The 22,637-nt window shown below is 41.3% G+C and carries 21 protein-coding genes; 18 read left to right on the forward strand and 3 right to left on the reverse strand.

The features are described from left to right. Window positions 1-13: 13 nt before the first annotated feature. The 5 genes from hscA (at window position 14) to IEW93_RS05085 (ending at window position 7,548) form a co-directional block, all read left to right on the forward strand. Window positions 14-1,873: a Fe-S protein assembly chaperone HscA gene (hscA, locus tag IEW93_RS05065; protein ID WP_188737580.1), complete on the forward strand. Its 1,860-nt coding sequence runs from the start codon at window positions 14-16 to the stop codon at window positions 1,871-1,873. Window positions 1,874-1,881: 8 nt separating this feature from the next. Continuing rightward, on the forward strand, window positions 1,882-2,217 hold the full coding sequence (fdx, locus tag IEW93_RS05070; RefSeq protein ID WP_188737582.1) for an ISC system 2Fe-2S type ferredoxin: 336 nt from the start codon (window positions 1,882-1,884) through the stop codon (window positions 2,215-2,217). A gap of 146 nt (window positions 2,218-2,363) precedes the next feature. Then, a complete protein-coding gene (gene rimK, locus IEW93_RS05075) occupies window positions 2,364-3,275 on the forward strand; it encodes a 30S ribosomal protein S6--L-glutamate ligase (RefSeq protein WP_188737584.1) in 912 nt (303 codons plus the stop codon). Window positions 3,276-3,398: 123 nt separating this feature from the next. After that, window positions 3,399-3,830, forward strand: a complete 432-nt coding sequence (gene ndk, locus IEW93_RS05080) for a nucleoside-diphosphate kinase (RefSeq protein ID WP_188737586.1) — start codon at window positions 3,399-3,401, stop codon at window positions 3,828-3,830. A 1,198-nt stretch (window positions 3,831-5,028) separates the two neighbouring features. Then, the gene (locus IEW93_RS05085) at window positions 5,029-7,548 is read left to right on the forward strand and encodes a TonB-dependent receptor plug domain-containing protein (protein ID WP_188737589.1); all 2,520 of its coding nucleotides are present in this window, start codon (window positions 5,029-5,031) and stop codon (window positions 7,546-7,548) included. A gap of 116 nt (window positions 7,549-7,664) precedes the next feature. On the opposite strand, the gene IEW93_RS05090 is transcribed toward IEW93_RS05085, so the two are convergent. Together IEW93_RS05090 and dusC are read right to left on the reverse strand one after the other, a co-directional pair. Next, window positions 7,665-8,030 carry a TraR/DksA C4-type zinc finger protein gene (locus IEW93_RS05090; RefSeq protein WP_223417168.1) on the reverse strand — a complete coding sequence of 122 codons (366 nt, stop codon included), beginning with the start codon at window positions 8,028-8,030 and terminating at the stop codon, window positions 7,665-7,667. A 153-nt stretch (window positions 8,031-8,183) separates the two neighbouring features. After that, window positions 8,184-9,128, reverse strand: coding sequence for a tRNA dihydrouridine(16) synthase DusC (dusC, locus tag IEW93_RS05095; protein ID WP_188737591.1), 945 nt, complete (start codon window positions 9,126-9,128; stop codon window positions 8,184-8,186). A 350-nt stretch (window positions 9,129-9,478) separates the two neighbouring features. On the opposite strand from dusC, the gene IEW93_RS05100 reads away from it, so the two are divergent. From IEW93_RS05100 to IEW93_RS05130, 7 genes are all read left to right on the forward strand, one after another. Beyond that, window positions 9,479-9,907 carry an HvfA family oxazolone/thioamide-modified RiPP metallophore gene (locus IEW93_RS05100; RefSeq protein WP_188737594.1) on the forward strand — a complete coding sequence of 143 codons (429 nt, stop codon included), beginning with the start codon at window positions 9,479-9,481 and terminating at the stop codon, window positions 9,905-9,907. Between the two features lie 93 nt (window positions 9,908-10,000). Continuing rightward, complete coding sequence (locus IEW93_RS05105; RefSeq protein WP_188737596.1) at window positions 10,001-10,864, forward strand: HvfB family MNIO-type RiPP peptide maturase; 864 nt, start codon at window positions 10,001-10,003, stop codon at window positions 10,862-10,864. Further along, a complete protein-coding gene (locus IEW93_RS05110) occupies window positions 10,864-11,625 on the forward strand; it encodes an HvfC family RiPP maturation protein (protein ID WP_188737657.1) in 762 nt (253 codons plus the stop codon). Before IEW93_RS05105 ends, IEW93_RS05110 begins: the two co-directional genes overlap by 1 nt. 376 nt (window positions 11,626-12,001) lie before the next feature. After that, window positions 12,002-12,367 carry a YbaN family protein gene (locus tag IEW93_RS05115; RefSeq protein WP_188737598.1) on the forward strand — a complete coding sequence of 122 codons (366 nt, stop codon included), beginning with the start codon at window positions 12,002-12,004 and terminating at the stop codon, window positions 12,365-12,367. Between the two features lie 131 nt (window positions 12,368-12,498). Then, a complete protein-coding gene (apt, locus tag IEW93_RS05120; protein WP_188737660.1) occupies window positions 12,499-13,050 on the forward strand; it encodes an adenine phosphoribosyltransferase in 552 nt (183 codons plus the stop codon). Between the two features lie 146 nt (window positions 13,051-13,196). Then, entirely contained in the window at window positions 13,197-15,977 is a 2,781-nt protein-coding gene (gene dnaX / locus IEW93_RS05125) for a DNA polymerase III subunit gamma/tau (protein ID WP_188737600.1), read from the forward strand. A gap of 142 nt (window positions 15,978-16,119) precedes the next feature. After that, window positions 16,120-16,452, forward strand: a complete 333-nt coding sequence (locus IEW93_RS05130) for a YbaB/EbfC family nucleoid-associated protein (protein WP_188737603.1) — start codon at window positions 16,120-16,122, stop codon at window positions 16,450-16,452. 56 nt (window positions 16,453-16,508) lie between these two features. Here IEW93_RS05130 and IEW93_RS05135 read toward each other — a convergent pair whose 3' ends face one another. Beyond that, on the reverse strand, window positions 16,509-16,679 hold the full coding sequence (locus IEW93_RS05135; protein ID WP_188737606.1) for a hypothetical protein: 171 nt from the start codon (window positions 16,677-16,679) through the stop codon (window positions 16,509-16,511). Between the two features lie 474 nt (window positions 16,680-17,153). Here IEW93_RS05135 and IEW93_RS05140 point away from each other — a divergent pair, with 474 nt between their 5' ends. From IEW93_RS05140 to adk, 6 genes are all read left to right on the forward strand, one after another. Continuing rightward, window positions 17,154-17,651 (forward strand): hypothetical protein, encoded by a 498-nt coding sequence (locus IEW93_RS05140; protein ID WP_188737608.1) that lies wholly within the window; start codon window positions 17,154-17,156, stop codon window positions 17,649-17,651. Continuing rightward, the gene (locus IEW93_RS05145) at window positions 17,644-17,877 is read left to right on the forward strand and encodes a helix-turn-helix transcriptional regulator (RefSeq protein ID WP_188737610.1); all 234 of its coding nucleotides are present in this window, start codon (window positions 17,644-17,646) and stop codon (window positions 17,875-17,877) included. Before IEW93_RS05140 ends, IEW93_RS05145 begins: the two co-directional genes overlap by 8 nt. Before the next feature lie 174 nt (window positions 17,878-18,051). Next, window positions 18,052-18,651 (forward strand): recombination mediator RecR, encoded by a 600-nt coding sequence (gene recR / locus IEW93_RS05150; RefSeq protein ID WP_188737612.1) that lies wholly within the window; start codon window positions 18,052-18,054, stop codon window positions 18,649-18,651. A gap of 270 nt (window positions 18,652-18,921) precedes the next feature. Continuing rightward, a complete protein-coding gene (gene htpG, locus IEW93_RS05155; RefSeq protein ID WP_188737614.1) occupies window positions 18,922-20,835 on the forward strand; it encodes a molecular chaperone HtpG in 1,914 nt (637 codons plus the stop codon). Window positions 20,836-20,902: 67 nt separating this feature from the next. Continuing rightward, window positions 20,903-21,766, forward strand: coding sequence for a co-chaperone YbbN (locus IEW93_RS05160; RefSeq protein ID WP_188737616.1), 864 nt, complete (start codon window positions 20,903-20,905; stop codon window positions 21,764-21,766). A gap of 135 nt (window positions 21,767-21,901) precedes the next feature. Continuing rightward, a complete protein-coding gene (gene adk, locus IEW93_RS05165; protein ID WP_188737618.1) occupies window positions 21,902-22,546 on the forward strand; it encodes an adenylate kinase in 645 nt (214 codons plus the stop codon). Window positions 22,547-22,637 lie beyond the last annotated feature (91 nt).

Raw genomic sequence — 22,637 nt, forward strand, 5'->3', positions numbered from 1 at the left:
AAGTTGGAACACTATGGCACTGTTGCAAATTGCAGAACCTGGCCAAAGCGCCGCACCACACCAGCATCGTTTGGCTGTGGGGATCGATCTTGGCACCACTAATTCATTAGTGGCAACAGTCAGAAGCGGACTGGCATCAACCTTAGCTGATGATAGCGGTCGTCACTCATTACCGTCAGTTGTGCATTACTCAGATGAGTTAGTTCAAGTTGGCTACGATGCTCAAGCTAAATCAGCGTTAGATCCGCAAAATACCATCGTTTCAGTGAAGCGTTTTATGGGTCGCAGCCTTGCTGATGTGCAATCAGGCGTGCATAAACTGCCTTACGATCTCCAGGCGAGTGAGAACGGTTTGCCTGTATTTAATACTCCAATGGGCCAAGTTAACCCTGTACAAGTGTCGGCAGAAATTTTAAAGCCATTAATCGCACGTGCAGAGTCAACCTTAGGCGGTGAGCTTCAAGGGATTGTGATTACCGTGCCGGCCTATTTTGATGACGCTCAACGTCAAGGCACAAAAGATGCCGCTGAATTACTTGGCGTTAAGGTGCTGCGCTTACTCAATGAGCCAACTGCCGCAGCGATTGCTTATGGATTAGATTCTAAGCAAGAGGGCGTGATTGCGATTTATGATCTCGGTGGTGGCACGTTTGATATTTCTGTACTTCGTTTAAATCGTGGCGTTTTTGAAGTGCTTGCAACCGGTGGTGATTCTGCGCTTGGCGGTGATGATTTTGACCATCTGTTGGTGAGTCATTTACAACAAGCATGGAATATTACCGAGCCTAATAATCAGTTAGCGCGTCAGTTACTCATCGAAGCACGCAGAGTAAAAGAAGCATTAACAGAAAATGACGTCGTTGATGCAAGTGTTGTGATGGATAATCAAACATTAACGACCTCAGTTGATAAGTCATTATTTAACGAACTGATTGGCGCGTTAGTGAAAAAGACCATTAGCAGTTGCCGCCGTACTTTGCGTGATGCTGGTGTGAGTGTTGACGAAGTGATTGAAACCGTCATGGTAGGCGGTTCAACTCGTGTGCCATTAGTACGCGAGCAAGTAGAAGCCTTCTTCAAAAAAGCACCACTGACCTCAATTGACCCAGATCGTGTTGTGGCCATTGGCGCGGCAATTCAAGCTGATATTTTGGTGGGTAACAAACCAGAATCTGACTTGTTATTGTTAGATGTTATTCCATTATCGCTTGGTATTGAAACCATGGGCGGATTGGTTGAAAAAGTCGTGACCCGTAATACCACAATCCCGGTTGCCCGTGCGCAAGAGTTTACCACGTTTAAAGACGGCCAAACGGCAATGGCATTTCATGTGGTACAGGGTGAGCGAGAGTTGGTTGAAGATTGCCGTTCACTCGCGCGGTTTACCCTACATGGTATTCCTGCGATGGCTGCTGGCGCTGCACATATTCGTGTAACCTTCCAGGTAGACGCCGATGGATTGCTCAGTGTCACAGCGATGGAAAAATCAACCGAAGTAAAAACCACTATTCAGGTTAAACCTTCTTTTGGTTTGTCTGACACTGAAATTGCCACCATGCTAAAAGATTCGATGAAGCATGCTAAAGATGACATTACTCGACGAATGCTTGCAGAGCAAAAAGTTGAAGCGGCGCGTGTGATTGAGTCATTAAATGCCGCATTAGGTAAAGATGGTGATTTACTTGATGAACAAGAGCGTAAACAGTTAACTGATGCGATTGCGTTACTTGACGCTACCGCACAACAAGACGATGTTGATGCCATTGAGAAAGCAATTGCTAGTCTTGATGAACAAACTCAAGATTTTGCGTCACGACGCATGGATAATTCTATTAGAGCGGCGCTAAAAGGGCAGTCGGTCGATAACATATAGGTGAAATAATGCCACAGTTAGTATTTTTACCCCATCAAGAGCTTTGTCCAGATGGCGCAGTACTTGAAGCAGAAGTTGGTGAGACCATTTTAAACGTTGCACTACGTAACGGTATTCACATAGAACACGCTTGTGAAAAGTCATGCGCTTGTACCACATGCCATGTAATTGTACGTGAAGGCTTTGACCAACTAGAAGAAAGCGATGAGCTTGAAGATGACATGCTAGATAAAGCATGGGGTTTAGAGCCTGAAAGCCGCTTGTCTTGCCAAGCTAAAGTGGTTGATTGTGACATGGTGATAGATATTCCTAAATACACCATTAACATGGTGAGCGAAGGCTAAACCATCGCCAGTTATTGTACAGTTTTAGTATAAAAATGAGAGTCAATCATCAAGATTGACTCTTTTTTTATTTCTGGTCATTCCTGTCATTGATTTTAAATAAACTCAGCGTATGATGCGCGAAAATTCCTTTTCTGGAGCACTCTGTGCGCATCGCAATACTGTCTCAAGGCCCGCAATTATATTCAACCCGTCGCTTAGTCGAGGCAGCTGTCGCCCGCGGACATGAAGTTAAAGTAATTAACCCATTAAAGTGTTACATGAACATCAACATGACTAAGCCTAGCATTCATATGGCGGGTAAAGATCTTGGCCATTTTGATGCCGTGATCCCACGTATTGGTGCATCTGTCACTTTTTATGGCTCTGCTGTGCTGCGTCAATTAGAGATGATGGGCGTTTATGCGGTAAATAGCTCAATTGGCATTGCGCGATCGCGTGATAAATTACGTTCTATGCAATTATTGTCTCGCAGAGGCATTGGTCTGCCTATTACTGGTTTTGCTAATAAACCAAGTGACATTCCTGATTTAATTGACATGGTTGGTGGTGCGCCGTTAGTGGTTAAATTACTTGAAGGCACACAGGGTATTGGCGTAGTGCTAGCTGAAACACGTAAAGCCGCAGAAAGCGTACTAGAAGCCTTTATGGGCCTTAAAGCTAACATTATGGTGCAAGAATATATTGCAGAAGCTCAAGGCGCGGATATTCGCTGTTTTGTATTAGGCGATAAGGTCATAGCCGCAATGAAACGTCAGGCTAAACCGGGGGAATTTCGCTCTAATTTACACCGTGGAGGTAGTGCGACCTTAGTTAAATTATCGCCTCAGGAGCGCTCAGTTGCATTACGTGCGGCTCGTACAATGGGCTTAAATGTTGCTGGCGTTGATTTATTACGCTCTAACCACGGGCCTGTCGTGATGGAAGTGAATTCATCGCCAGGGCTTGAGGGTATTGAAGCTGCGACACAAAAAGATGTTGCAGACGCCATTATTTGTTTTATTGAAAAAAATGCAGTTAAAACCAACAAACAAACTAACGAAATGGCAGTTTGTTAATATAAATGACCTAAATAAATGCTGAAATGTTATTGCCTATGCTGATAAGGCTAGGCATTTTCAGTTTAATTACGTATAATCCGCGCGAATTTTTTAAACTTGCTCACATTAAGGAAGCTAGTTATGGCGATCGAACGCACATTCTCAATTATTAAGCCAGATGCAGTTGCTAAAAACCACATCGGTGCAATCTACAACCGTTTTGAATCAGCTGGTCTAAAGATCATTGCTTCTAAAATGGTTCACCTTTCTAAAGAACAAGCTGAAGGTTTCTACGCTGAACACAGCGCACGTCCTTTCTTTGGTGCTTTAGTGTCTTTTATGACTTCTGGTCCAGTAATGGTTCAAGTGTTAGAAGGCGAAAATGCAGTACTAGCTAACCGCGAAATCATGGGTGCAACTAACCCAGCTGAAGCTGCTCGTGGTACTTTACGTGCTGACTACGCAGCAAGCATCGACGAAAACGCAGTTCACGGTTCTGATGCTGTTGAATCAGCAGCTCGTGAAATTGCTTACTTCTTCAGCGCTGAAGAAGTGTGCCCACGCACTCGTTAATCTTTGCTAGCAAGAACATCGAAAAGGAGCCCTAGGCTCCTTTTTTGTTTTTAATCTCTGCTCAGGTTTATCTACAGCGGTATAGGCACAAAATGCCTTCATTAGAACTGTTTAGGCTTCTGTTACACAAACTGAATTACAGTCTCCCAGTCAGTAACATCCTGCAAGCACTATGTAAATGCAATATTCAAATCTAATATCAACATGTTTATTCATGCTTATCTTTCAATATCTAATATCTAATATCTAGCCTTGAGCATCTAACATTCCACATCTAGTATTCTATAGCCAGTAGCATCTAACACTGAGCATTTGATACATTTTAGCCAGCATTCAATCGTCACCCCTAATACCAGTATCTCGATTTTCTTGGCAACGACGTTGTTTTTTCCATTTATAATTGTGTTACTCACTCATAAGGCTATTGGACAGGTTAACTGACTAGTTTGCTTTATTGAGGGCTTTAGCAACTGCAACGTTCGATCGTTCAATTAACCACTTTACTTCCCCGGAGTTATTGAGCCTAGAAGAGATGTTTTCTACCCGCAAAAATGTTATCAACTTGTTTTTTTACTTGTCATTTTTGAGTGATAAATGAACTCTTAGCCGCATAGTGTGTGAAAATTGATGTATTAATACACGTTTTTTTGGCGTTGATTACCTCTTAAGTAAACTGTTTTCAGTATTTATTGACATGTTTTGAATAAAAATAAGCGTATAGAATACGTTATAGTCTATTTGTGAATAAATAATCATTCACTATTTATGTTAAATTTTCTGCTATTTTAGTTCAAAACAAAATATTTAACTTAATTTACAAAAATAATGATAGATACAGGTTATGAACTTTTGTTTTTATATTGTTAACTATGTTTTCTCTTTGTTTCTTTGCTGGTTTTTTATTGTGCTTTATTGGTTTTTTATTTGCGTTTGTTTTTTGATTTTAATATTACACAAAAATAACATAATGCGCCAAGCTCTTTATAAGTTGCTGTTTATGTTCATTTTCTTTAATTCGTTTTTAAAGTCAAATTAAAAGTTTGATTTACACAACTTTGCAAAGTTGCTTGTATCCCTCCCTTGTTGACGAAAGGTTTTTTATTTCTTAATAATGTTTTTAGTAATTGGCAAGGCCGATTGCTGCTCATTAAAAATATAACAATTTGATTTATTTATTTTAAGAATAGGGAGTTTTTTCATGAGTTCAGTCACATTAACTGCTAAAGCTATTCGTCGCAGTTTATTAAATGTAGCAGCAACAAGTGTCGCGACCACTGGGTTATTTTCTTCAGCGGTCATGGCGGCCGATAAGCAAAAAGTGGAGCGTATAGAAGTCACGGGTTCACGTATTCAACGTCAAGATATGGAAACAGCTTCTCCAGTAACCGTTATTTCTGCTGAAGCGATCCGTGCTGAAGGTTTCACTTCTGTTGATGAATTGCTTCAAGCTCAAACATCTATGGCTGGTGCAGCTTTAGGTTCAAGCTCAAATAATGGTTCAGATGGTGTCGCACAAGTTGATTTACGCGGCATGGGTTCGCAACGTACGTTAGTGTTATTAAACGGCCGTCGTATGGTTAACTCTGGTTCTGGTGCTGATAGTTCTGTGGATTTAAACTCTATTCCTGTGGCAATGATTGCACGCGTTGAGATTTTAAAAGATGGTGCTTCAGCGGTATATGGCTCAGATGCGATTGCAGGTGTAGTTAATATTATCACCAAAAAAGATTTCGATGGTTTCCAATTAGATTTTAACGGTAGTACCTCAAGCGAAAGTGATGGTGAAACTGGAGAATTGAGCGGTTTATATGGTTTTAACACCGATGGCGGCAACTATACCTTTGGCGTGGCCTATTCAAAGCGTGAAAGCGTGATCCAATCAGACCGTGATTGGACTGAACCAGGTTACAGTTCATATATTCCGACAGGTTCGCTTGATGGTATGGTGCAAAATGAAGCGGGTGAATGGGAAGCTCGTTCAACAGGTTATGACTATACAACGAGCAGTTATTATCAAACACCAAATGAGCGATACAGTTTATTCGCCAACATGGTACAAGAGCTAGATAACAACATGGTATTAACTGCTGATGCGCTTTATACCAAGCGTAAATCTAATCAGCAAATGGCGCCGCAACCGGCTTCTGTCATGCTAGATGTGTGTGAAACAGATTCTGACAGCTCATGTGTCACGTTAACCGATGCAATGACTGATGCGGGTATTGCTGCTGATGATACTGGCCGTGTTGAATATCGTCGTCGTATTGCTGATGCCGGCCCACGTATTTACGAGCAAGATACGGATACTTTCCGTATTTCAGCAGGGCTTGCAGGTGAGTTGGATATCAATAACGGTATGAATTGGGATCTCGCTTATACCTATGGTAAAAATAAAGCGGATTCAACCGTTAAAAACTCCATCAATGCCACCAATCTTTCTGAATCAATTTATGCAAACCAAGATGCATGGTTTAGTGGTGATGCATTAACAGACAGTATTGTTGATGACATAAGTTATACAGATAATGCCGATGGCGGTAACGAACAAAATGTCTTTTCTGCTGGTTTAAATGGCGATTTATTTGACGTAAGTGCGGGTGCCGTTGCCTTTGCAATAGGTGCTGAATACCGTTACGAAAGCGGATATTACAATCCAGATTCTGTTACAGTAGCCGGTGAAGGTACTGCGGCTCAACAAGATCCAACAAGTGGTAATTACAATGTTTTCTCTGTTTTTGAAGAGGTAAGTGTTCCTTTTACAGATAAATTAACCGGTGAGTTTGCTCTTCGTTATGACGATTACTCAACATTCGGTAAAGCGTCAACATGGAAAGTTGGCTTAACCTATGAAGCAACAGATGATTTAATGCTTCGTGGTGTAGCGGCCACAGGGTTCCGTGCTCCTAGTATTAGTGAGCTTTACGGTGGTGATACAGGATCTTACGATTACCTAGAAGATCCATGGGGTAATGAGCAAGACTCGCAAATATTAGTTCGTTATACATCAGACGACGACTTAGAGGCTGAAGAGTCGGACTCTTACACCGCCGGTGTTGTTTACTCGCCAAGTTATGTCGAGGGTTTGTCGTTAACGGTTGATTACTGGCGCTTTAAGGTAAAAAATGCAATTACTCGCTTGGATGTTCAAGCCGGTCTAGATGCTTGTTATGCTGACGCCGCATCAGATTCTTGTGAAATATTTAACATAGGAACTAACGGTGACTTAACAAACTTGACTAGCTCTCTAACCAACGTAGGTAGTCAAGACACCAGCGGTATAGACTTGAATCTTGCATACAGTTTCAGTGCGTTATCGTTGGATTGGAAAATCAATAATGATACCACCTACTTACTGAATTTTGAGCAAGAAGGTATAGACTACACCAATATCATTGATGGTAACTTTGGTGCATATGCTGAAGTGCGTAACAACTTTAATATTCAAGCGGGTATTGATGATTGGAGTGTTATTTACTCGAACCGCTACATTGGTGAAATGGAAGACTTAGGCACGGGTGATGATGTAGATGCAGTGCTTTATCACAATATTGCGGGAACTTATCATGTCTCTGACATGGTAACGCTTAGCGCTGGAATTAAAAACATCACAGATGAAGAACCATCAGACGTATCAAATGGTAGCGATGGTGGTACGGTGCCTGAAGTGTACGACACCATTGGTCGCCAATACTACGGCGGTGTGAGCGTTAAGTTTTAATAGTTGCAACAATAATCAATGCTAATAGGTACTATTGGCATATTAAAAAGCCTACTGAAATGTAGGCTTTTTTGTATCTGTATTAAGTCGAACGATAGATTTTTAATGATAGATTTTTAATGATTCAACCTAAGTTCTAACCTATGTTCATTTAAATATTTTTGCTGGCAGGAACTGCATCGTTGTTCGGTTGGATCGGTATTTAACCTAGTTGATTCAATATCCATTTCGCAATCAGAACATAGTCCATATAGGCCTAAATCGAGTTGGCATAATGCGGCATCTAGCTTCATCAGTTGTGTAAATAAATCGGTATCGGCTAATTTCACTTGTGATAAAAAATCGATAACATCCCCCAATGACGCGTTATTTGCCAGCTGGCTCGCATCGGGAGATATATCTTTAATAATCAGAAATAACTCGTGCCTCAACTTGAGTTCAAGTTGCTGTAATTTTTGCTGTATGTCCTGATAATTGTGCAACTGGATTAACCTTAACTGATAATGCCACTAGAAATTCTATTCTAAGCACAAAAAAAGAGTAGGTTATGACGAAGATCAATTCTGAGGTAGATTTTTGTACTCAGGCCCAAATGATTCAGCCTGAGTCAATGTTGTGATTATCGCAATGGCTTGCTAGCTTAACGATTGATGTGTTTGCTGCAGCACTTTGACTATCTCTTCAGTGGTTTTATAGATCCTTAACTCTCGGAACAATGCATCCGCTTCGGGATATTGACGATTTAGGTAACTAAACCACTGTTTTATCCGTGAAGGATAATAATCGGATTTACGGCCATTGAGCTCTTTTTCTGTGTACGCCATTAATAATGTGAGTGTTTGCAGCCAGGTATAAGGTGCAGCCCCCGTTTTTATTGTGTCACCTAGATTAGGTAATGATATGGCGCCGCGGCCAATCATCACACTGTCGCATCCCGTGACATCCATACATCGTTTTGCATCCGCGGCATTCCAGATTTCACCATTTGCGATAACAGGTATAGGCAAGCGCTTACGTACTTCAGTGATGTATTCCCAGTATGCTGGCGGTTTATAGCCGTCGGTTTTACTGCGGGCATGAATGGCGAGCTCAGATGCGCCGGCTTCATAAACCGCCAGAGCATTTTCCATGAACAATGATTTGTCTTCGTAGCCTAGTCGGATTTTGGCTGTAACAGGTTGATGGCTGGGCACCGCCTCACGCATGGCTTTGACAATGTTGTAAATATTGTCGGGGTATTGAAGTAAAACCGCACCGCCTTTACTTTTATTAACCGTTTTAGCAGGGCAGCCAAAATTAGCATCTACACCATTTGAGCCTAATTCAATCGCCCGGATTGCATTTTGTGCCATCCACTCAGGTTCTTGGCCAAGTAATTGGACACGCACAGGCGTACCGGAAGGGGTTAATCCATTATTGAGCAGTTCTGGACACAATTTGTAAAAGACTTTTTCCGGTAATAACTGGTTTACGACTCGTACAAATTCAGTAACAACTAAATCAAACGGATTGATGGCTGATAAAATATCACGCATATGGTCATCAACCACACCTTCCATTGGAGCTAAAATAACGCGCACGGTACACCTTACTGAAGAAAAAAGTGCGTCATTTTACCGTGTTTATTGGTTGATAACAGCATTAACCTTAATTATCTCAATGTGTATGCGGAACTTAATAGTTAACTTTATATTAATCATAGGCATAAAAAATATCTATTCGTTTAGTCCTATTATTATCCCGCTTCAAGTGGTGTAACCTTTGTGCTATTTTGTGTGTTCCTAGCAAGTTTATTTATTACCAAAAGTGAGTTTTTTCACAAATTGTCAATTTTTTTGCAATAAAGTTCATCTACTACAGGTCTCTTTAAGCAAGCCGGCAATGATGTTGGTCAACAATACATAATCAAAACACGAGGAAGACAATAATTATGAACTCTATCAAACAAACTACTGTAGCTGTTGCGTTAGGTGCTGTTGTAATGACTGCTGGTTTTACTGCTGATGTACAAGCTAACCCATTTGGATTCGAACAATTAACCGCTGGCTATCAATTAGAGGGTGGTGAAGGTAAATGCGGTGAAGGTAAATGTGGCGGCGACATGAAAAAGTCTGCTGAAAAAGCTGCTGAAGGTAAATGCGGTGAAGGCAAATGTGGCGGCGACATGAAAAAGTCTGCTGAGAAAGCCGCTGAAGGTAAATGCGGTGAAGGCAAATGCGGCGGCGACATGATGAAGTCTGCTGAGAAAGCCGCTGAAGGTAAATGCGGTGAAGGCAAATGCGGCGGCGACATGAAAAAGTCAGCTGAAAAAGCCAAAGAAGGTAAATGTGGTGAAGGTAAGTGTGGCGGTCAGAAGTAATAAGCATTGGATAATGTTCATGCTTTTTTGACACAATTAAGGCCTGGGTTTCAGGCCTTATTTTTACCTTGTTTTTATGGTTAAGGATGCACTATGTCTAGTTTTCAATATTCTCCATCAACTCAAGCGAGTGTAGGCTTAGGTTTACGTCGCGAAATGCTGGATGAATTTTGCCAACAGGTGCCATCTGCCATCGATTTTTTTGAAGTGGCACCAGAAAACTGGATGACCTTAGGCGGTAAATTTGCGCGTCAATTTTCGCAGCTAACCCAAGAGCACCGGTTTTTTTGTCATGGATTATCTTTATCCATAGGCAGTCCTGAAGCATTAGATACTCAGTTTGTCAAAAATATTAAAGGGTTTCTTGATGCGCATAAGATTGATATTTATTCAGAGCATCTAAGCTACTGTTCCGGTAAAGGGCATATGTACGATTTAATGCCAATCCCCTTTACCGACGATGCGGTGATCCACACTGCAAAACGCATTAAGCAAGTTGAAGACATACTTGAACGCCCATTTATTTTAGAGAATGTGTCCTTTTATGCGGCGCCCGGTGCACAAATGAGCGAGCAAGAGTTTGTTAATGCTGTGCTGCAAGAGGCTGATTGCAAATTGCTGCTCGATGTGAATAACATCTACGTTAATGCTATTAACCATCAGTATGATGCAAATGATTTTTTAGCAGCCATGCCAACCGATCGCATTGCTTATTTACATATTGCAGGGCATTACCAAGAAGATGTCGATTTGATGGTTGATACCCACGGTGCAGATGTTATTGACCCTGTATGGTCTTTATTACAGCAATGTTATCAATTGCATGGGGTTCACCCAACGTTACTTGAGCGTGATTTTAATATTCCTAAAACAGAAGTTCTCCTAAATGAAATCAATCAAATTCATCAATATCAACAACTTGCCTTAGAGCATTCGTCTGCATTGAGAAAAACATGATGAACTTTATTAAGTTGCAACAACAATTTATGGATTATATTCGCGATCCCAGTTTACCCCTTCCTGAAGGGATTGAACCGAGGCGGATGAAGGTGTATCGGGAGTTATTTTTTAATAATATTTCAGGGTTTGTATCCAGTGCATTTCCGGTTTTAAAAACCCTATATAGTGAAGAACAATGGCAAGCATTGATCCAGCAGTTTTTTGTTACCCATGACTGCAAAACGCCCATTTTTGTTGAAATTGCTGGGGAATTCTTGGCTTTTTTACAACATGAGTACACTCAATCAGAGCATGATCCTGTTTTTATGCTGCAATTGGCTCATTATGAGTGGTTAGAACTGTGCGCTGCTGTGGCACCAGATACACCAAAATCTCGACTTATTACCACTGATGAATTCAGTGACGTTCGTTTGGGTTTGGCTACTCATGCAAAAATTGCTCAATACTCGTTTGATGTTCAACATATCAGTGTTGACTACCAACCCATAGAACCGACCCAAGAAGCCCATTTCTTTTGCGTGTACCGCAACGTTGACGACGAAGTTGCATTTTTAAAGCTCACGCCATTAAGTGCCCAAGTACTTGCTTATATTGAGCAAATGGCTCATTTGAAACAAGGTGTGTTGCTCGAAGATATTATCGTCTGGTTAGGTGAGCTTTATCCGCAAATGGCTGCACAAACATTACAGTCTGGCTGTGTTCCATTAATACAACAGCTCAGCCAAAAGGGGATTATCATTTCATTGGCAGACAAATAATAGTCTTAATAAAATTAAGGTTTTTATTTTAGTAATATATGTCTAGAATGAGCCACTTTTTGTGATCTGCTTCACGCAAAATGACCGTATTAATGACCAGTGTTAAGCTGATTATCACATGTAAATTTTGTTAGCAGTGACACCCACGACAAATTTCAATCTAGGAAATATCATGAGTCAGCCGTTTAAAGACCCGTTTAACATTGTTTATTTTATTGGTTTTATTTTGGTTTTATTAATTCCTACATTACCCGCAAGCCTTTCGTGGTTAAAAGTGACTGGATTAATTTAACGATTAATTCAGATTAATTTGTCAAAATATTGCCTTACTAAACCACTCTGATAGAGTGGTTTTTTGTTTTCGGCAAGGGTGGTTATGGCGTTAAAACGTGGTTTTTTCCTTATTATTGGCTTGTGCAGTTTGGTATTAGGTTTAATTGGCATAGCCTTGCCATTATTGCCTACCGTGCCATTTATCTTACTGTCTGCTTTTTGCTTTGCTCGTTCAAATGACCGCTTGCACAATTGGTTGGTCACACACCCCTGGTTTGCAGAGGGGATTGACCAGTGGCAATCTAAACGCGCATTAAGCCGACCTTTAAAACGAAAAGCCATGATAATGAGCACGTTGAGTTTTGGCATTAGCATTATTATAGTGCCGCTGATGTGGGTTAAGATCATGTTGATATGCATGATGTTAGTTTTGCTCTTTTTTCTGTGGCGGATCCCAGAGTTAGAATAATAAATCGCCATTTTATGTATGACGGTTGCAACTGAACCTAAACGGGCATAAGATCGCAGCAGAATTTTTATTAGAGTCCACCAATGACGTGGACTTTTTTATTGCGTAATCACTTTAAACAGAGTTAATTCATTATGATGAACCAAGACAGTTTAGCGCTTATCAAAAACAGCATTAAAACCATTCCTGATTATCCAAAGCCAGGCATTATGTTTCGTGATGTCACGAGTTTGTTGGAAAGTGCTGAAGCCTATAAAGCGACAATCGCAATTTTAGTCGCCCATTACCAATCAAAAGGGTTTACTAAAGTGGTTGGTACTGAAGCCCGTGGCTTTTTATTTGGTGCACCATTAGCACTTGAACTTGGTGTGGGATTTGTTCCTGTGCGTAAGCCTGGCAAATTACCGCGTGAAACCATTAGCCAAACCTATGAGTTGGAATACGGTAAAGATACGCTAGAAATACATACAGATGCCATTAACGCGAACGATAAAGTGTTGGTTATTGATGATCTGCTTGCCACTGGTGGCACCATTGAAGCAACCGTTAAGCTGATCCGCCAATTAGGTGGTGAAGTAGCACATGCCGCATTTGTGATTTCATTACCTGAAATTGGTGGTGAAAAGCGTTTACAAGATTTAGGCATTGAAGTATTAAGTTTGTGTGAGTTTGAAGGCGAATAGCTTTTTTAATAACTGCTAATTAATTAGGCAGTTAACTCAATGCACATACATCAAAAGCCAGTGCAACAATAGCATGCCAGCCTCTGGCATGTTATTGTTATCCCTCAAATGGGATTGACTCCCGATAGCTCTGTGTGGGGAATTTCATGTCTTATCAAGTGCTCGCCCGCAAATGGCGACCTGCAAAATTTGAACAAATGGTTGGTCAGTCCCATGTATTAATGGCACTGACAAATGCATTAAGCCAACAACGTCTTCATCATGCGTATTTATTTACCGGCACCCGTGGGGTAGGCAAAACCAGTTTGGCGCGGCTATTTGCCAAAGGCCTTAACTGCGAGACGGGCGTTACTGCCAATCCCTGTGGTGAATGTTCAAGTTGTGTTGAGATTGCCCAAGGGCGTTTTGTCGATTTAATCGAAGTTGATGCAGCGTCGCGTACCAAAGTTGACGATACCCGTGAGTTACTTGATAACGTGCAATATCGTCCTTCTCGTGGTCGTTTTAAGGTATACCTCATTGACGAAGTTCACATGCTGTCACGCAGCAGTTTTAATGCATTATTAAAAACCTTAGAAGAGCCTCCTGAGCACGTAAAGTTTTTATTGGCGACAACAGACCCACATAAGCTACCGGTAACGGTATTGTCTCGCTGTTTGCAATTTAATTTAAAAAGTTTAACGCAACAACAAATTAGCCAGCAACTTGAGTATGTTATTACTCAGGAGCAATTGCCATTTGAGCCGCAAGCGTTAAATGTGTTGGCTAAAGCTGCTAATGGCAGTATGCGTGATGCGTTAAGTTTAACCGATCAAGCTATTGCTTTTGGTAGTGGTCAGGTAATGCTTGAACAAGTGCAAACCATGCTCGGTAGCATAGATGAGCAGCACGTTATCGCGTTATTAAAAACACTTTGTGATGCAGATGTGGGCCCCTTAATGCAAATGGTGGCAAAAGTACTCGCTTTTGGTGCTGATGCTGAAGAAGTGCTTCGCAGTTTATTAGAATTATTACATCAAATTACCCTAACTCAATTTGCGCCTGCCGCTGCTCAACAGTCTCTGTTTAGCGAGCAAATTACAGCCTTTGCACAGCAATTATCTCCCGAGCAAGTGCAGCTGTATTATCAAATGTTATTAAATGGCCGTAAAGATTTAGCCTATGCACCAGATCCTAAATCAGGGCTTGAGATGGCATTATTGCGCGCAGTGGCCTTTACTCCTGAAAAACAAGTAAAAAGATGGGTCAGTAATACAGCCGCAACTATAGACTTAACGCCATCAAAAGAGGTCACAGATACAAGCCCAAAGCCTAATACTGCAGAGCCTGCAACTGATGAGCCCTCACAGACAGACTCTACAGTGTTAACGGTTAATCCTACAGATAAAACCTCTGACGCTCTCAGCGATACCAGCAAAGATGACGCTGATGTGAACAATGATAGCTCCCATGGGCTCAGTTCATTACCAGATCCCAGCCCCATAGTTGCTGACTCAGTGGATGATGAGCTTGATGATTGTGATGAGGCATTGGTCGCTGAGCAGCAGGTGGTATTGAGCCAAGCGGCGAGCTTTGGTTTTAATCGTTTTGCGCAGGGGCAAGCACAACAACATAAAACTGATACGCCAACAGTCGTTGTAAATCATGATAGCAGTGAAGCTAACCCCACTGACTCACCAATGAGTGCGAGTAGCGACACTGATTATCAACAAGATGGTTTTTCAGCTGATGTGGATGGCTACTCTTTCAGTGATTATCAACAAGATGATGATTATCAACCTTCTGATCATGATGACTACGTGGCATTCTCAGCTCAGCATGAGTCTTATCAGGCGGACTCACCGGTAGATTATTCAACAAGCCATTCACAAAATCAGGCGTTATTAGACACACAGCCTCATACTGAGTCAAAGGCTGCACAAGCCAAAATGACATCAGAGTCAGGGGATGCGTTAGACTTTTTAAATGTGGTTTTAGCCACACGCGATTCATTAATTAAAGATCTTGGCGCGCTACAGCAAAAAGAGGCAGAGGCTGCAAAAGCGCCTGTTACAATAAAATCAACGAAAATACCTAATGCAGCTAAACCAACTGCAACAGTAGATACGCCTAACATGGGTAACTCAAGTGCAAAAGCGCCTGATGCAGTTGTTGATGAATGTGAGACATTGCAAGATACAAACTCACATCGCCCCGAGTTAGCCGACACATTGGCCGATGACGACGCAGAAGTTAGTCATAGCCTTGGCAGTGATCATTACGACAGGCCGCCTTGGGTTAAGCCTGGGGCAGGTGAGCAAGTCACGCCTTTTACAGATGCCGTTTTGCCTGCTGAGATCCTATCTCAGGAGCTAAACTCAACATCAAATACCACTATCACCTCTCAGATCATCGATGTAGACAGTGCAAAAGCCGCTGAATTACCGAGTAATCAAAAGGCAGTTGTTACATCAGCAACGCCTTCGGTTTTTAAGCCTCATCGTATCGAAGGTCATGAACTGGATTTACATTGGTATAAAGTGATGACGAATGTATCAGTTGGTGGGCGTGTCAGGCAGTTAGGGGTGAACGCAGTGTGTCAGGGGCAAAGTAATTCCTTAATACTCGTGTTAAAGCCTGATCAAAAACATCTATCTGCGCCACAGGCAATTGATCAATTACAAGTAGCCTTGACCGATTACCTACAGCAACCCATTGAAGTTAAGATTGAAATTGGCGTTGTTGCTCAGCGTGAAACCCCTTTAGAATTGCGCAAAAGGTTTCATCGTGAATTGATCGCTCAAGCTGAGCAATCCATTTTACAAGATGATAATACTCAGTGGATGATCCAACGATTATCTGCACAGTTAGACAGTGATAGTATTGAATATCCCCCAGAGCAATTGGCACAAATTGCCGAGGATATTGCTCAAATCAGTGTTCAATAGTTATTTGAATCGGTAATTTAGCTTGAAATGAACATATCTTCATCTCAAAAATGCATAGCTTAGATTGCCAATCGATTTTATTTCAGTAAGATTAGCGCCACTATGGCGACTTGCTAGCAACCTTAATTAGAGAGAGACGACTATGTTTGGTGGAAAAGGCGGTATGGGCAATTTAATGAAACAAGCCCAAATGATGCAAGACAAAATGGCAAAAATGCAAGAAGAGATTGCACGCACAGAAATGACGGGTGAAGCGGGTGCTGGCTTGGTTAAAGTAACCATGACAGGTAACCACAGTGTGCGTAAAGTTGAAATCGATCCAAGCTTAATGGATGACGACAAAGAAATGCTAGAAGATTTAATTGCAGCAGCATGTAATGATGCTGCCCGTCGTTTAGAAGAAAATCAAAAAGCGAAAATGGCTGAAGTGACTGGCGGTATGCAATTACCACCAGGAATGAAAATGCCGTTTTAATCGTTGTTTTGAACAATACCTAAAAAAGCTCAAGCATAAATGCTTGAGCTTTTTTGTTATGCGTCTGAGTCAGCCGTGTCCAATAGGGCATAACCTTGGGCTTGGTAATCATTAATGCATTGTTGAAATTTGTTTTCGAGTTTGATTTCATCAAAAAAGCCTAAGGCATACGAGTCGCATTTCACTTTCATTTTTTGATCGTTTATCAAAATGGCTTCTTTTTTCAATTCTGCAAATCCATTGCATAAGCTATGTCCACAAACTTGAGGTTAATAAAATAACCCAGCGCCACAGCGACAATGATAATAATCAGTTTTTTCATAATTCGTCCTTAATATTGTTAATGATCCTATTAGTCATTCAGTGAGCGCTTACTGTTCAATGTAGTATGTTGCACTATCACTGGATATAAAATGAGCAAGCCCTGTTCCAAATATAAAACCACATTAAATCATTAGTTTAATGGTGTTTGTTACAACGTCGGTGGTTTAGTTAAGCGAGTATATGGTTAATCTGACCAATTATTATGCTAAATGTGTCACATGTCTTAGCCTTTGTTGCCGCTATTTGTGATCAAGCTTCACTAGTCAATTTAAAGTATCTAATCCTTAACTATAAGTTAAAAATATTTGACATCTCGTGATGATGACTTATGATAAGAAAAGTTAAAAATTTTATACATAAAGTAATCTGAGGTTAACATGAGTAATAAACAGAAATGGATCCAATGGTTACAGGAAACCAGCTTTAGAGAATTGACGTTATCGGTCGATTTTTTAGTGACAGGCTACATTGGTTACTTGTATGTAAACGCATTGGTCAATGCTAGCCCTGAGCAATTAGCTTCTATAGAGTGGCTTTCAAGCTTATTGCTGCAAATTGTTATCTATTCCATCGTGTTGATGGTCATCAGTTACATTGTACTGGCATTTATTAGCGACGATGAGCTATCTCGACCGATGGACGTGCGAGAAAAGCAAATTAATTTGGTCGGTTATAAATACAGTGCCATCATTTTACAAGTTGGGGTGATTTTAGCGTTAGTTCAATATAATATCGCCGCCCAAGGTGTTGAGTTTATGCAATCGAATGTGCCGCATTTACCACTACATATTTTAGTGGGTGCATTCTTATTGGCCGAGTTGGCGCATTACGGTGTGCAGTTGTATAAGGGGCGAACAGGAGACATTTATGGGTGATCTTGCTGACGATAAACTGGGAATTTCAAACTCCATCCGTACCTTACGTTTTTTACATAATGAAATGACCCAAAAGCAATTGGCCGACAAAATCGGAGTGACTAGGCAAACTGTGATGGCGATTGAGTCGAACAAATATTCTCCCACACTTGAGGTGGCATTTAAAATTGCTGAAGTGTTTGATTTACCACTCGATCAAGTCTTTACATATCGTTCTGGTAAATAAGGTTACACGGTAAAGTGTGTCATAATAATCTCTTTGGTGTTTTTAGTCTTTGCATTAGCGTGCGGTAGAGACAATAATCGCACCTATTTAGATAGGTTAATGAATGTAAGCAATGTTTGTAGTTCAGCAACGATCTGCAAAATGAGTGAGTTATTATAAGGTGTTCGTGATTTTATGAAATTTAGTCCTTTGGTCGATGAGTTAATTCAGTCTTTGCGTGGTTTACCTGGTGTCGGTCCAAAATCTGCACAGCGCATGGCGTTCCAATTGCTTGAACGAGAGCGAAAAGTGGGATTAAAATTGGCCGATTCATTACAAAAAGCCATGTCTGAAGTGGGTCATTGTCAAAGTTGTCGTACGTTTACTGAACAAGAGCTTTGCCCGATCTGCAGTAGTCATCGACGAGTTAATGCCGGTATTATTTGTGTTGTTGAAACCCCAGCAGATGTGCTCGCCATTGAGGCTGGTGGACATTTTAATGGTCGGTATTTTGTGCTGCTAGGGCATTTATCGCCACTTGATGGTGTAGGACCTGAAGAGTTAGGGCTTGCACTATTAGAGCGCCATTTAGCATCTGATGAGGTCAGCGAGCTTATTTTGGCCACAAATCCAACCGTTGAAGGCGACGCCACTGCACACTTTATTGCTGACATGGCAAGACGTCATAAGGTGGTTATTAGCCGTATAGCACATGGCGTACCGGTTGGCGGAGAGCTTGAATACGTTGATAGCACCACATTGGCGCTATCATTTAACGGACGAATTCCCCTTTAACCTCCCATCATCATGAGCACGACCTGCCAATATGGTATTGGCAGGCCAGTGTATATTGTCGATATAGATACACTATTTTTAAGAATTTTCGGGCTTAATTGATCGTTTGTATCGAAAAACGTACTCTTGTTGGTGATTTATTCGACATTAAAATGATTCTCCCCTTGAAAACAATTTAAAGCCCCCCATTTCTTGGTTAACGAAGTTTTTTATACGGGTCGATAGTATTCAATCCGTGTTGTATTAACGTAACACCAAGGGAAATTATTCATGTCTCAACAAGAAACTCATGGTTTTCAAACCGAAGTAAAACAACTATTGCATTTGATGATCCACTCTTTATATTCAAATAAAGAGATTTTCTTACGTGAATTAGTCTCAAATGCGGCCGACGCTGCTGATAAATTGCGTTACCTTGCGCTAACCGATGACGCGTTATATGAAGGTGATGGTGAGCTTAGAGTACGTGTTAGTGCCGATAAAGAAAAAGGCACAGTAACAATTTCTGATAATGGTATCGGGATGACCCGTGATGGTGTTATTGAACACTTAGGCACGATTGCCAAGTCAGGCACTAAAGAGTTTTTTAATAACTTATCTGGCGAAGCTTCAAAAGACTCGCAACTTATTGGCCAGTTTGGTGTGGGTTTCTACTCAGCTTTTATCGTGGCTAAAAAAGTAGTTGTACGCACGCGAGCTGCCGGCCATGCTGTCAATGAAGCGGTATTGTGGGAGTCAGAAGGTGAAGGCTCATTTAATGTTGAGACCATTACTAAAAACACTCGTGGTACTGAAATTACACTGCATCTTCGTGATGAAGAAACAGAGTTTGCCGATGAATGGCGTCTACGTTCAATTATTTCAAAATATTCAGATCATATCTCCATTCCAGTAGAGATGTTTGAACCCGGCCAACCCGAATCAGAAGGTGAAGACGGCGAAAAGATTGCCGCGACTGAAGGTACTTGGAAGCCAATGAACAAGGCGACAGCGCTTTGGACACGCAATAAATCTGATATTACTGATGAAGAATACCAAGAGTTTTATAAGCACATTTCTCACGATTATACCGACGCATTAAAGTGGTCGCATAACCGCGTAGAAGGCAAGCAAGAATACACGAGCTTGTTGTATATTCCAGCTAAAGCGCCTTGGGATTTATTTAACCGTGAACATAAACACGGCTTAAAACTGTTTGTGCAGCGTGTGTTTGTTATGGACGATGCAGAGCAATTTATGCCGACATATTTGCGTTTTGTTAAAGGCTTAATTGACTCTAAAGATTTACCATTAAACGTATCGCGTGAAATTTTACAAGATAACCAAATTACCAAAAACCTACGTCAAGCGCTTACTAAGCGCGTGTTAGGTATGCTAGAGAAACTGGCTGAAAATGATGCTGAAAAGTATCAATCATTTTGGGCTGAATTTGGCCAAGTGTTAAAAGAAGGCCCAGCGGAAGACTTTGCCAATAAAGAACGCATTGCAGGTTTATTGCGCTTTGCCTCAACAAACGACAATTCAGCGGCAACCACTGTGTCGCTTGACGCCTACATTGAGCGCATGAAAGAAGGCCAAGATAAGATTTACTATATCGTGGCAGACAGCCATGACGCTGCCGTAAATAGCCCTCACTTAGAATTACTTCGTAAAAAAGGCATTGAGGTTCTCTTAATGTCGGAGCGTATCGACGAGTGGCTAATTAATCACTTAACTGAATTTAAAGGCAAAAAACTTCACTCTGTCACAAAAGGTGATCTTGAATTAGGTTCACTTGAAGATGAAGCAGATAAAGAAGCGCAAGAAAAAGTGGCTGAAGAAGCTAAACCTTTAGTTGAGCGTATTAAATCGGCATTAGGTAACAAGGTGTCGGATGTTAAAGTAACCAGCCGTTTAACTGATACGCCTGCCTGTGTGGTTACTGGTGAGGGGGAAATGTCGACTCAAATGATCAAGTTGATGCAAGCTGCAGGTCAACCTGTACCTGAATCAAAACCGACATTTGAAATTAACCCGACTCACCCATTAGTTGAGCGTTTAAATAACGAAGCAGACGAGCAACTATTTGCAGATTGGTCTAACTTGTTGTTACAGCAAGCCTTGCTTTCAGAGAAGGGCAGCTTAACGGATCCTTCGGCATTTATTAAGCTCACCAACCAAATGTTAATGGCCAGCTTTAAATAAGCTAACCTAATATAAGTAAAAGCGGACAGTCAGTCCGCTTTTGTTTTTGCAAGATAGCGGGGGCACTATGGACTATCTGATTAATTTAACCAAAGAAAACATTCAGCAAGTTGTCGATAGCTCAATGCAAAAAATGGTGGTGTTGGCATTTTGGGCACAGCAACAACCACAAAGCGTGCAAATGCTGCAAACACTAGAGCAATTGGCTCAAGCTCAAGCGGGTCGATTTATTTTGGCAAAAGTCGATTGTGAAACCGAAATTGAAATTGCCAATTATTTTCAAATTCAAAATTTACCCACCACATTAGTGCTAGATAAAGGCCGTCCTATTGACGGTTTTGCCGGGCTGCAAACCAAAGAGCAAGTCGAGACGTTACTTAACAAACATTTACCGCCGATGTGGATGCAAGAGTTTGAGGCAATTAAACAATTGTTAGCAGAGGGCGCATTAACTGACGATGAGTTAGTGCAATTATCTGTGCAGCTCAAAACGGTCTACACCGACTCACAGCAGTCTGCAGAGGTTGCGTTAGTCATGGTTGACGTGGCTTTACAACAAGGTTTATTAGCCGATGCCAAAAGCCTGCTTTTAACTATTGGCCTTGCGGATCAAGACAGCTACTATCACAATTTGATGGCAAAATTGGCACTCGCAGAAGATGCAGCCGATACTCCTGAGATCCGTCAATTACAACAAAGTCTTGCTGAGCAACCCGATAATCTGGATGTGGCAGTGTCGTTAGCTAAAGCGCTCAATATCTCGCATCGTAATGAAGAAGCGCTCGAGTTATTGTTTGCTATTTTGCAAAAAGACTTAGGCGCATTAGATGGCAAGGTTAAACAAGTCTTTATGGAAATACTAACGGCTATAGGGCAGGGCAACACGTTAGCCAATCAATATCGCCGTAAATTGTATACCTTGCTGTATTAAACAAACTGACGCCTTTTTGTTACAAACCTTATTAGATATAGGTCTAATCTCATAACAAAAGCGCTATTAAAAGTGCGGCATATGTGCGAAAATCGCCGCCCTAAAAAGAACATAAACTTAAAGAGGACTTTTGAGATGCGCATTATTTTATTGGGTGCCCCAGGTGCCGGTAAAGGTACCCAAGCTCAGTTCATTATGGAACAGTATGGTATCCCACAAATCTCAACCGGTGACATGTTGCGTGCAGCCGTTAAAGCGGGTACTCCATTGGGCTTAGAAGCCAAGAAAGTAATGGATGCAGGTCAATTAGTGTCTGACGACCTTATTATTGGTTTAGTGAAAGAGCGTATTGCGCAAGATGATTGTGTAAAAGGTTTCCTACTTGACGGTTTCCCTCGCACAATTCCTCAAGCTGATGCAATGGCTGACAATGGTATTGAAATTGATCACGTGATCGAAATTGATGTACCAGATGAAGAAATCGTTAAGCGCATGAGCGGTCGCCGTGTGCATCCTGGCTCAGGTCGTGTTTATCATGTTGTGTTTAATCCTCCTAAAGTGGAAGGTAAAGATGATGTGACTGGCGAAGAGTTAGCAATTCGTCCAGACGACGAAGAAACCACAGTGCGTAAACGTTTAGGCATTTACCACGAGCAAACTAAGCCATTAGTTGATTACTATGGCAAAGTGGCTGAGCAGGGACGTACTCAATACAATAAATTTGATGGTACTCAATCTGTTGCTAAAGTCAGTGAGCAATTAGCAAGCGTATTAAAATAATCGCGGTCTAATACTGAATAAAAACCTGCTTCGGCAGGTTTTTTTATCGTATTTTTTTGAGTATCTAATCCTTTATACAGAAAAACAAAAA

Source organism: Shewanella inventionis, from assembly GCF_014641855.1.
GTDB lineage: Bacteria > Pseudomonadota > Gammaproteobacteria > Enterobacterales > Shewanellaceae > Shewanella > Shewanella inventionis.

Excerpts from the sequence above, each read along its gene's own strand:
- hscA (WP_188737580.1), top strand. The coding sequence starts at position 14 with ATGGCACTGTTGCAAATTGCAGAACCTGGCCAAAGCGCCGCACCACAC.
- IEW93_RS05110 (WP_188737657.1), top strand. The coding sequence starts at position 10,864 with ATGAACTTTATTAAGTTGCAACAACAATTTATGGATTATATTCGCGAT.
- recR (WP_188737612.1), top strand. The coding sequence starts at position 18,052 with ATGAAATTTAGTCCTTTGGTCGATGAGTTAATTCAGTCTTTGCGTGGT.
- IEW93_RS05085 (WP_188737589.1), top strand. The coding sequence starts at position 5,029 with ATGAGTTCAGTCACATTAACTGCTAAAGCTATTCGTCGCAGTTTATTA.
- IEW93_RS05130 (WP_188737603.1), top strand. The coding sequence starts at position 16,120 with ATGTTTGGTGGAAAAGGCGGTATGGGCAATTTAATGAAACAAGCCCAA.
- IEW93_RS05115 (WP_188737598.1), top strand. The coding sequence starts at position 12,002 with ATGGCGTTAAAACGTGGTTTTTTCCTTATTATTGGCTTGTGCAGTTTG.
- IEW93_RS05160 (WP_188737616.1), top strand. The coding sequence starts at position 20,903 with ATGGACTATCTGATTAATTTAACCAAAGAAAACATTCAGCAAGTTGTC.
- ndk (WP_188737586.1), top strand. The coding sequence starts at position 3,399 with ATGGCGATCGAACGCACATTCTCAATTATTAAGCCAGATGCAGTTGCT.
- IEW93_RS05105 (WP_188737596.1), top strand. The coding sequence starts at position 10,001 with ATGTCTAGTTTTCAATATTCTCCATCAACTCAAGCGAGTGTAGGCTTA.
- IEW93_RS05140 (WP_188737608.1), top strand. The coding sequence starts at position 17,154 with ATGAGTAATAAACAGAAATGGATCCAATGGTTACAGGAAACCAGCTTT.
- htpG (WP_188737614.1), top strand. The coding sequence starts at position 18,922 with ATGTCTCAACAAGAAACTCATGGTTTTCAAACCGAAGTAAAACAACTA.
- IEW93_RS05100 (WP_188737594.1), top strand. The coding sequence starts at position 9,479 with ATGAACTCTATCAAACAAACTACTGTAGCTGTTGCGTTAGGTGCTGTT.
- IEW93_RS05145 (WP_188737610.1), top strand. The coding sequence starts at position 17,644 with ATGGGTGATCTTGCTGACGATAAACTGGGAATTTCAAACTCCATCCGT.
- adk (WP_188737618.1), top strand. The coding sequence starts at position 21,902 with ATGCGCATTATTTTATTGGGTGCCCCAGGTGCCGGTAAAGGTACCCAA.
- fdx (WP_188737582.1), top strand. The coding sequence starts at position 1,882 with ATGCCACAGTTAGTATTTTTACCCCATCAAGAGCTTTGTCCAGATGGC.
- dnaX (WP_188737600.1), top strand. The coding sequence starts at position 13,197 with ATGTCTTATCAAGTGCTCGCCCGCAAATGGCGACCTGCAAAATTTGAA.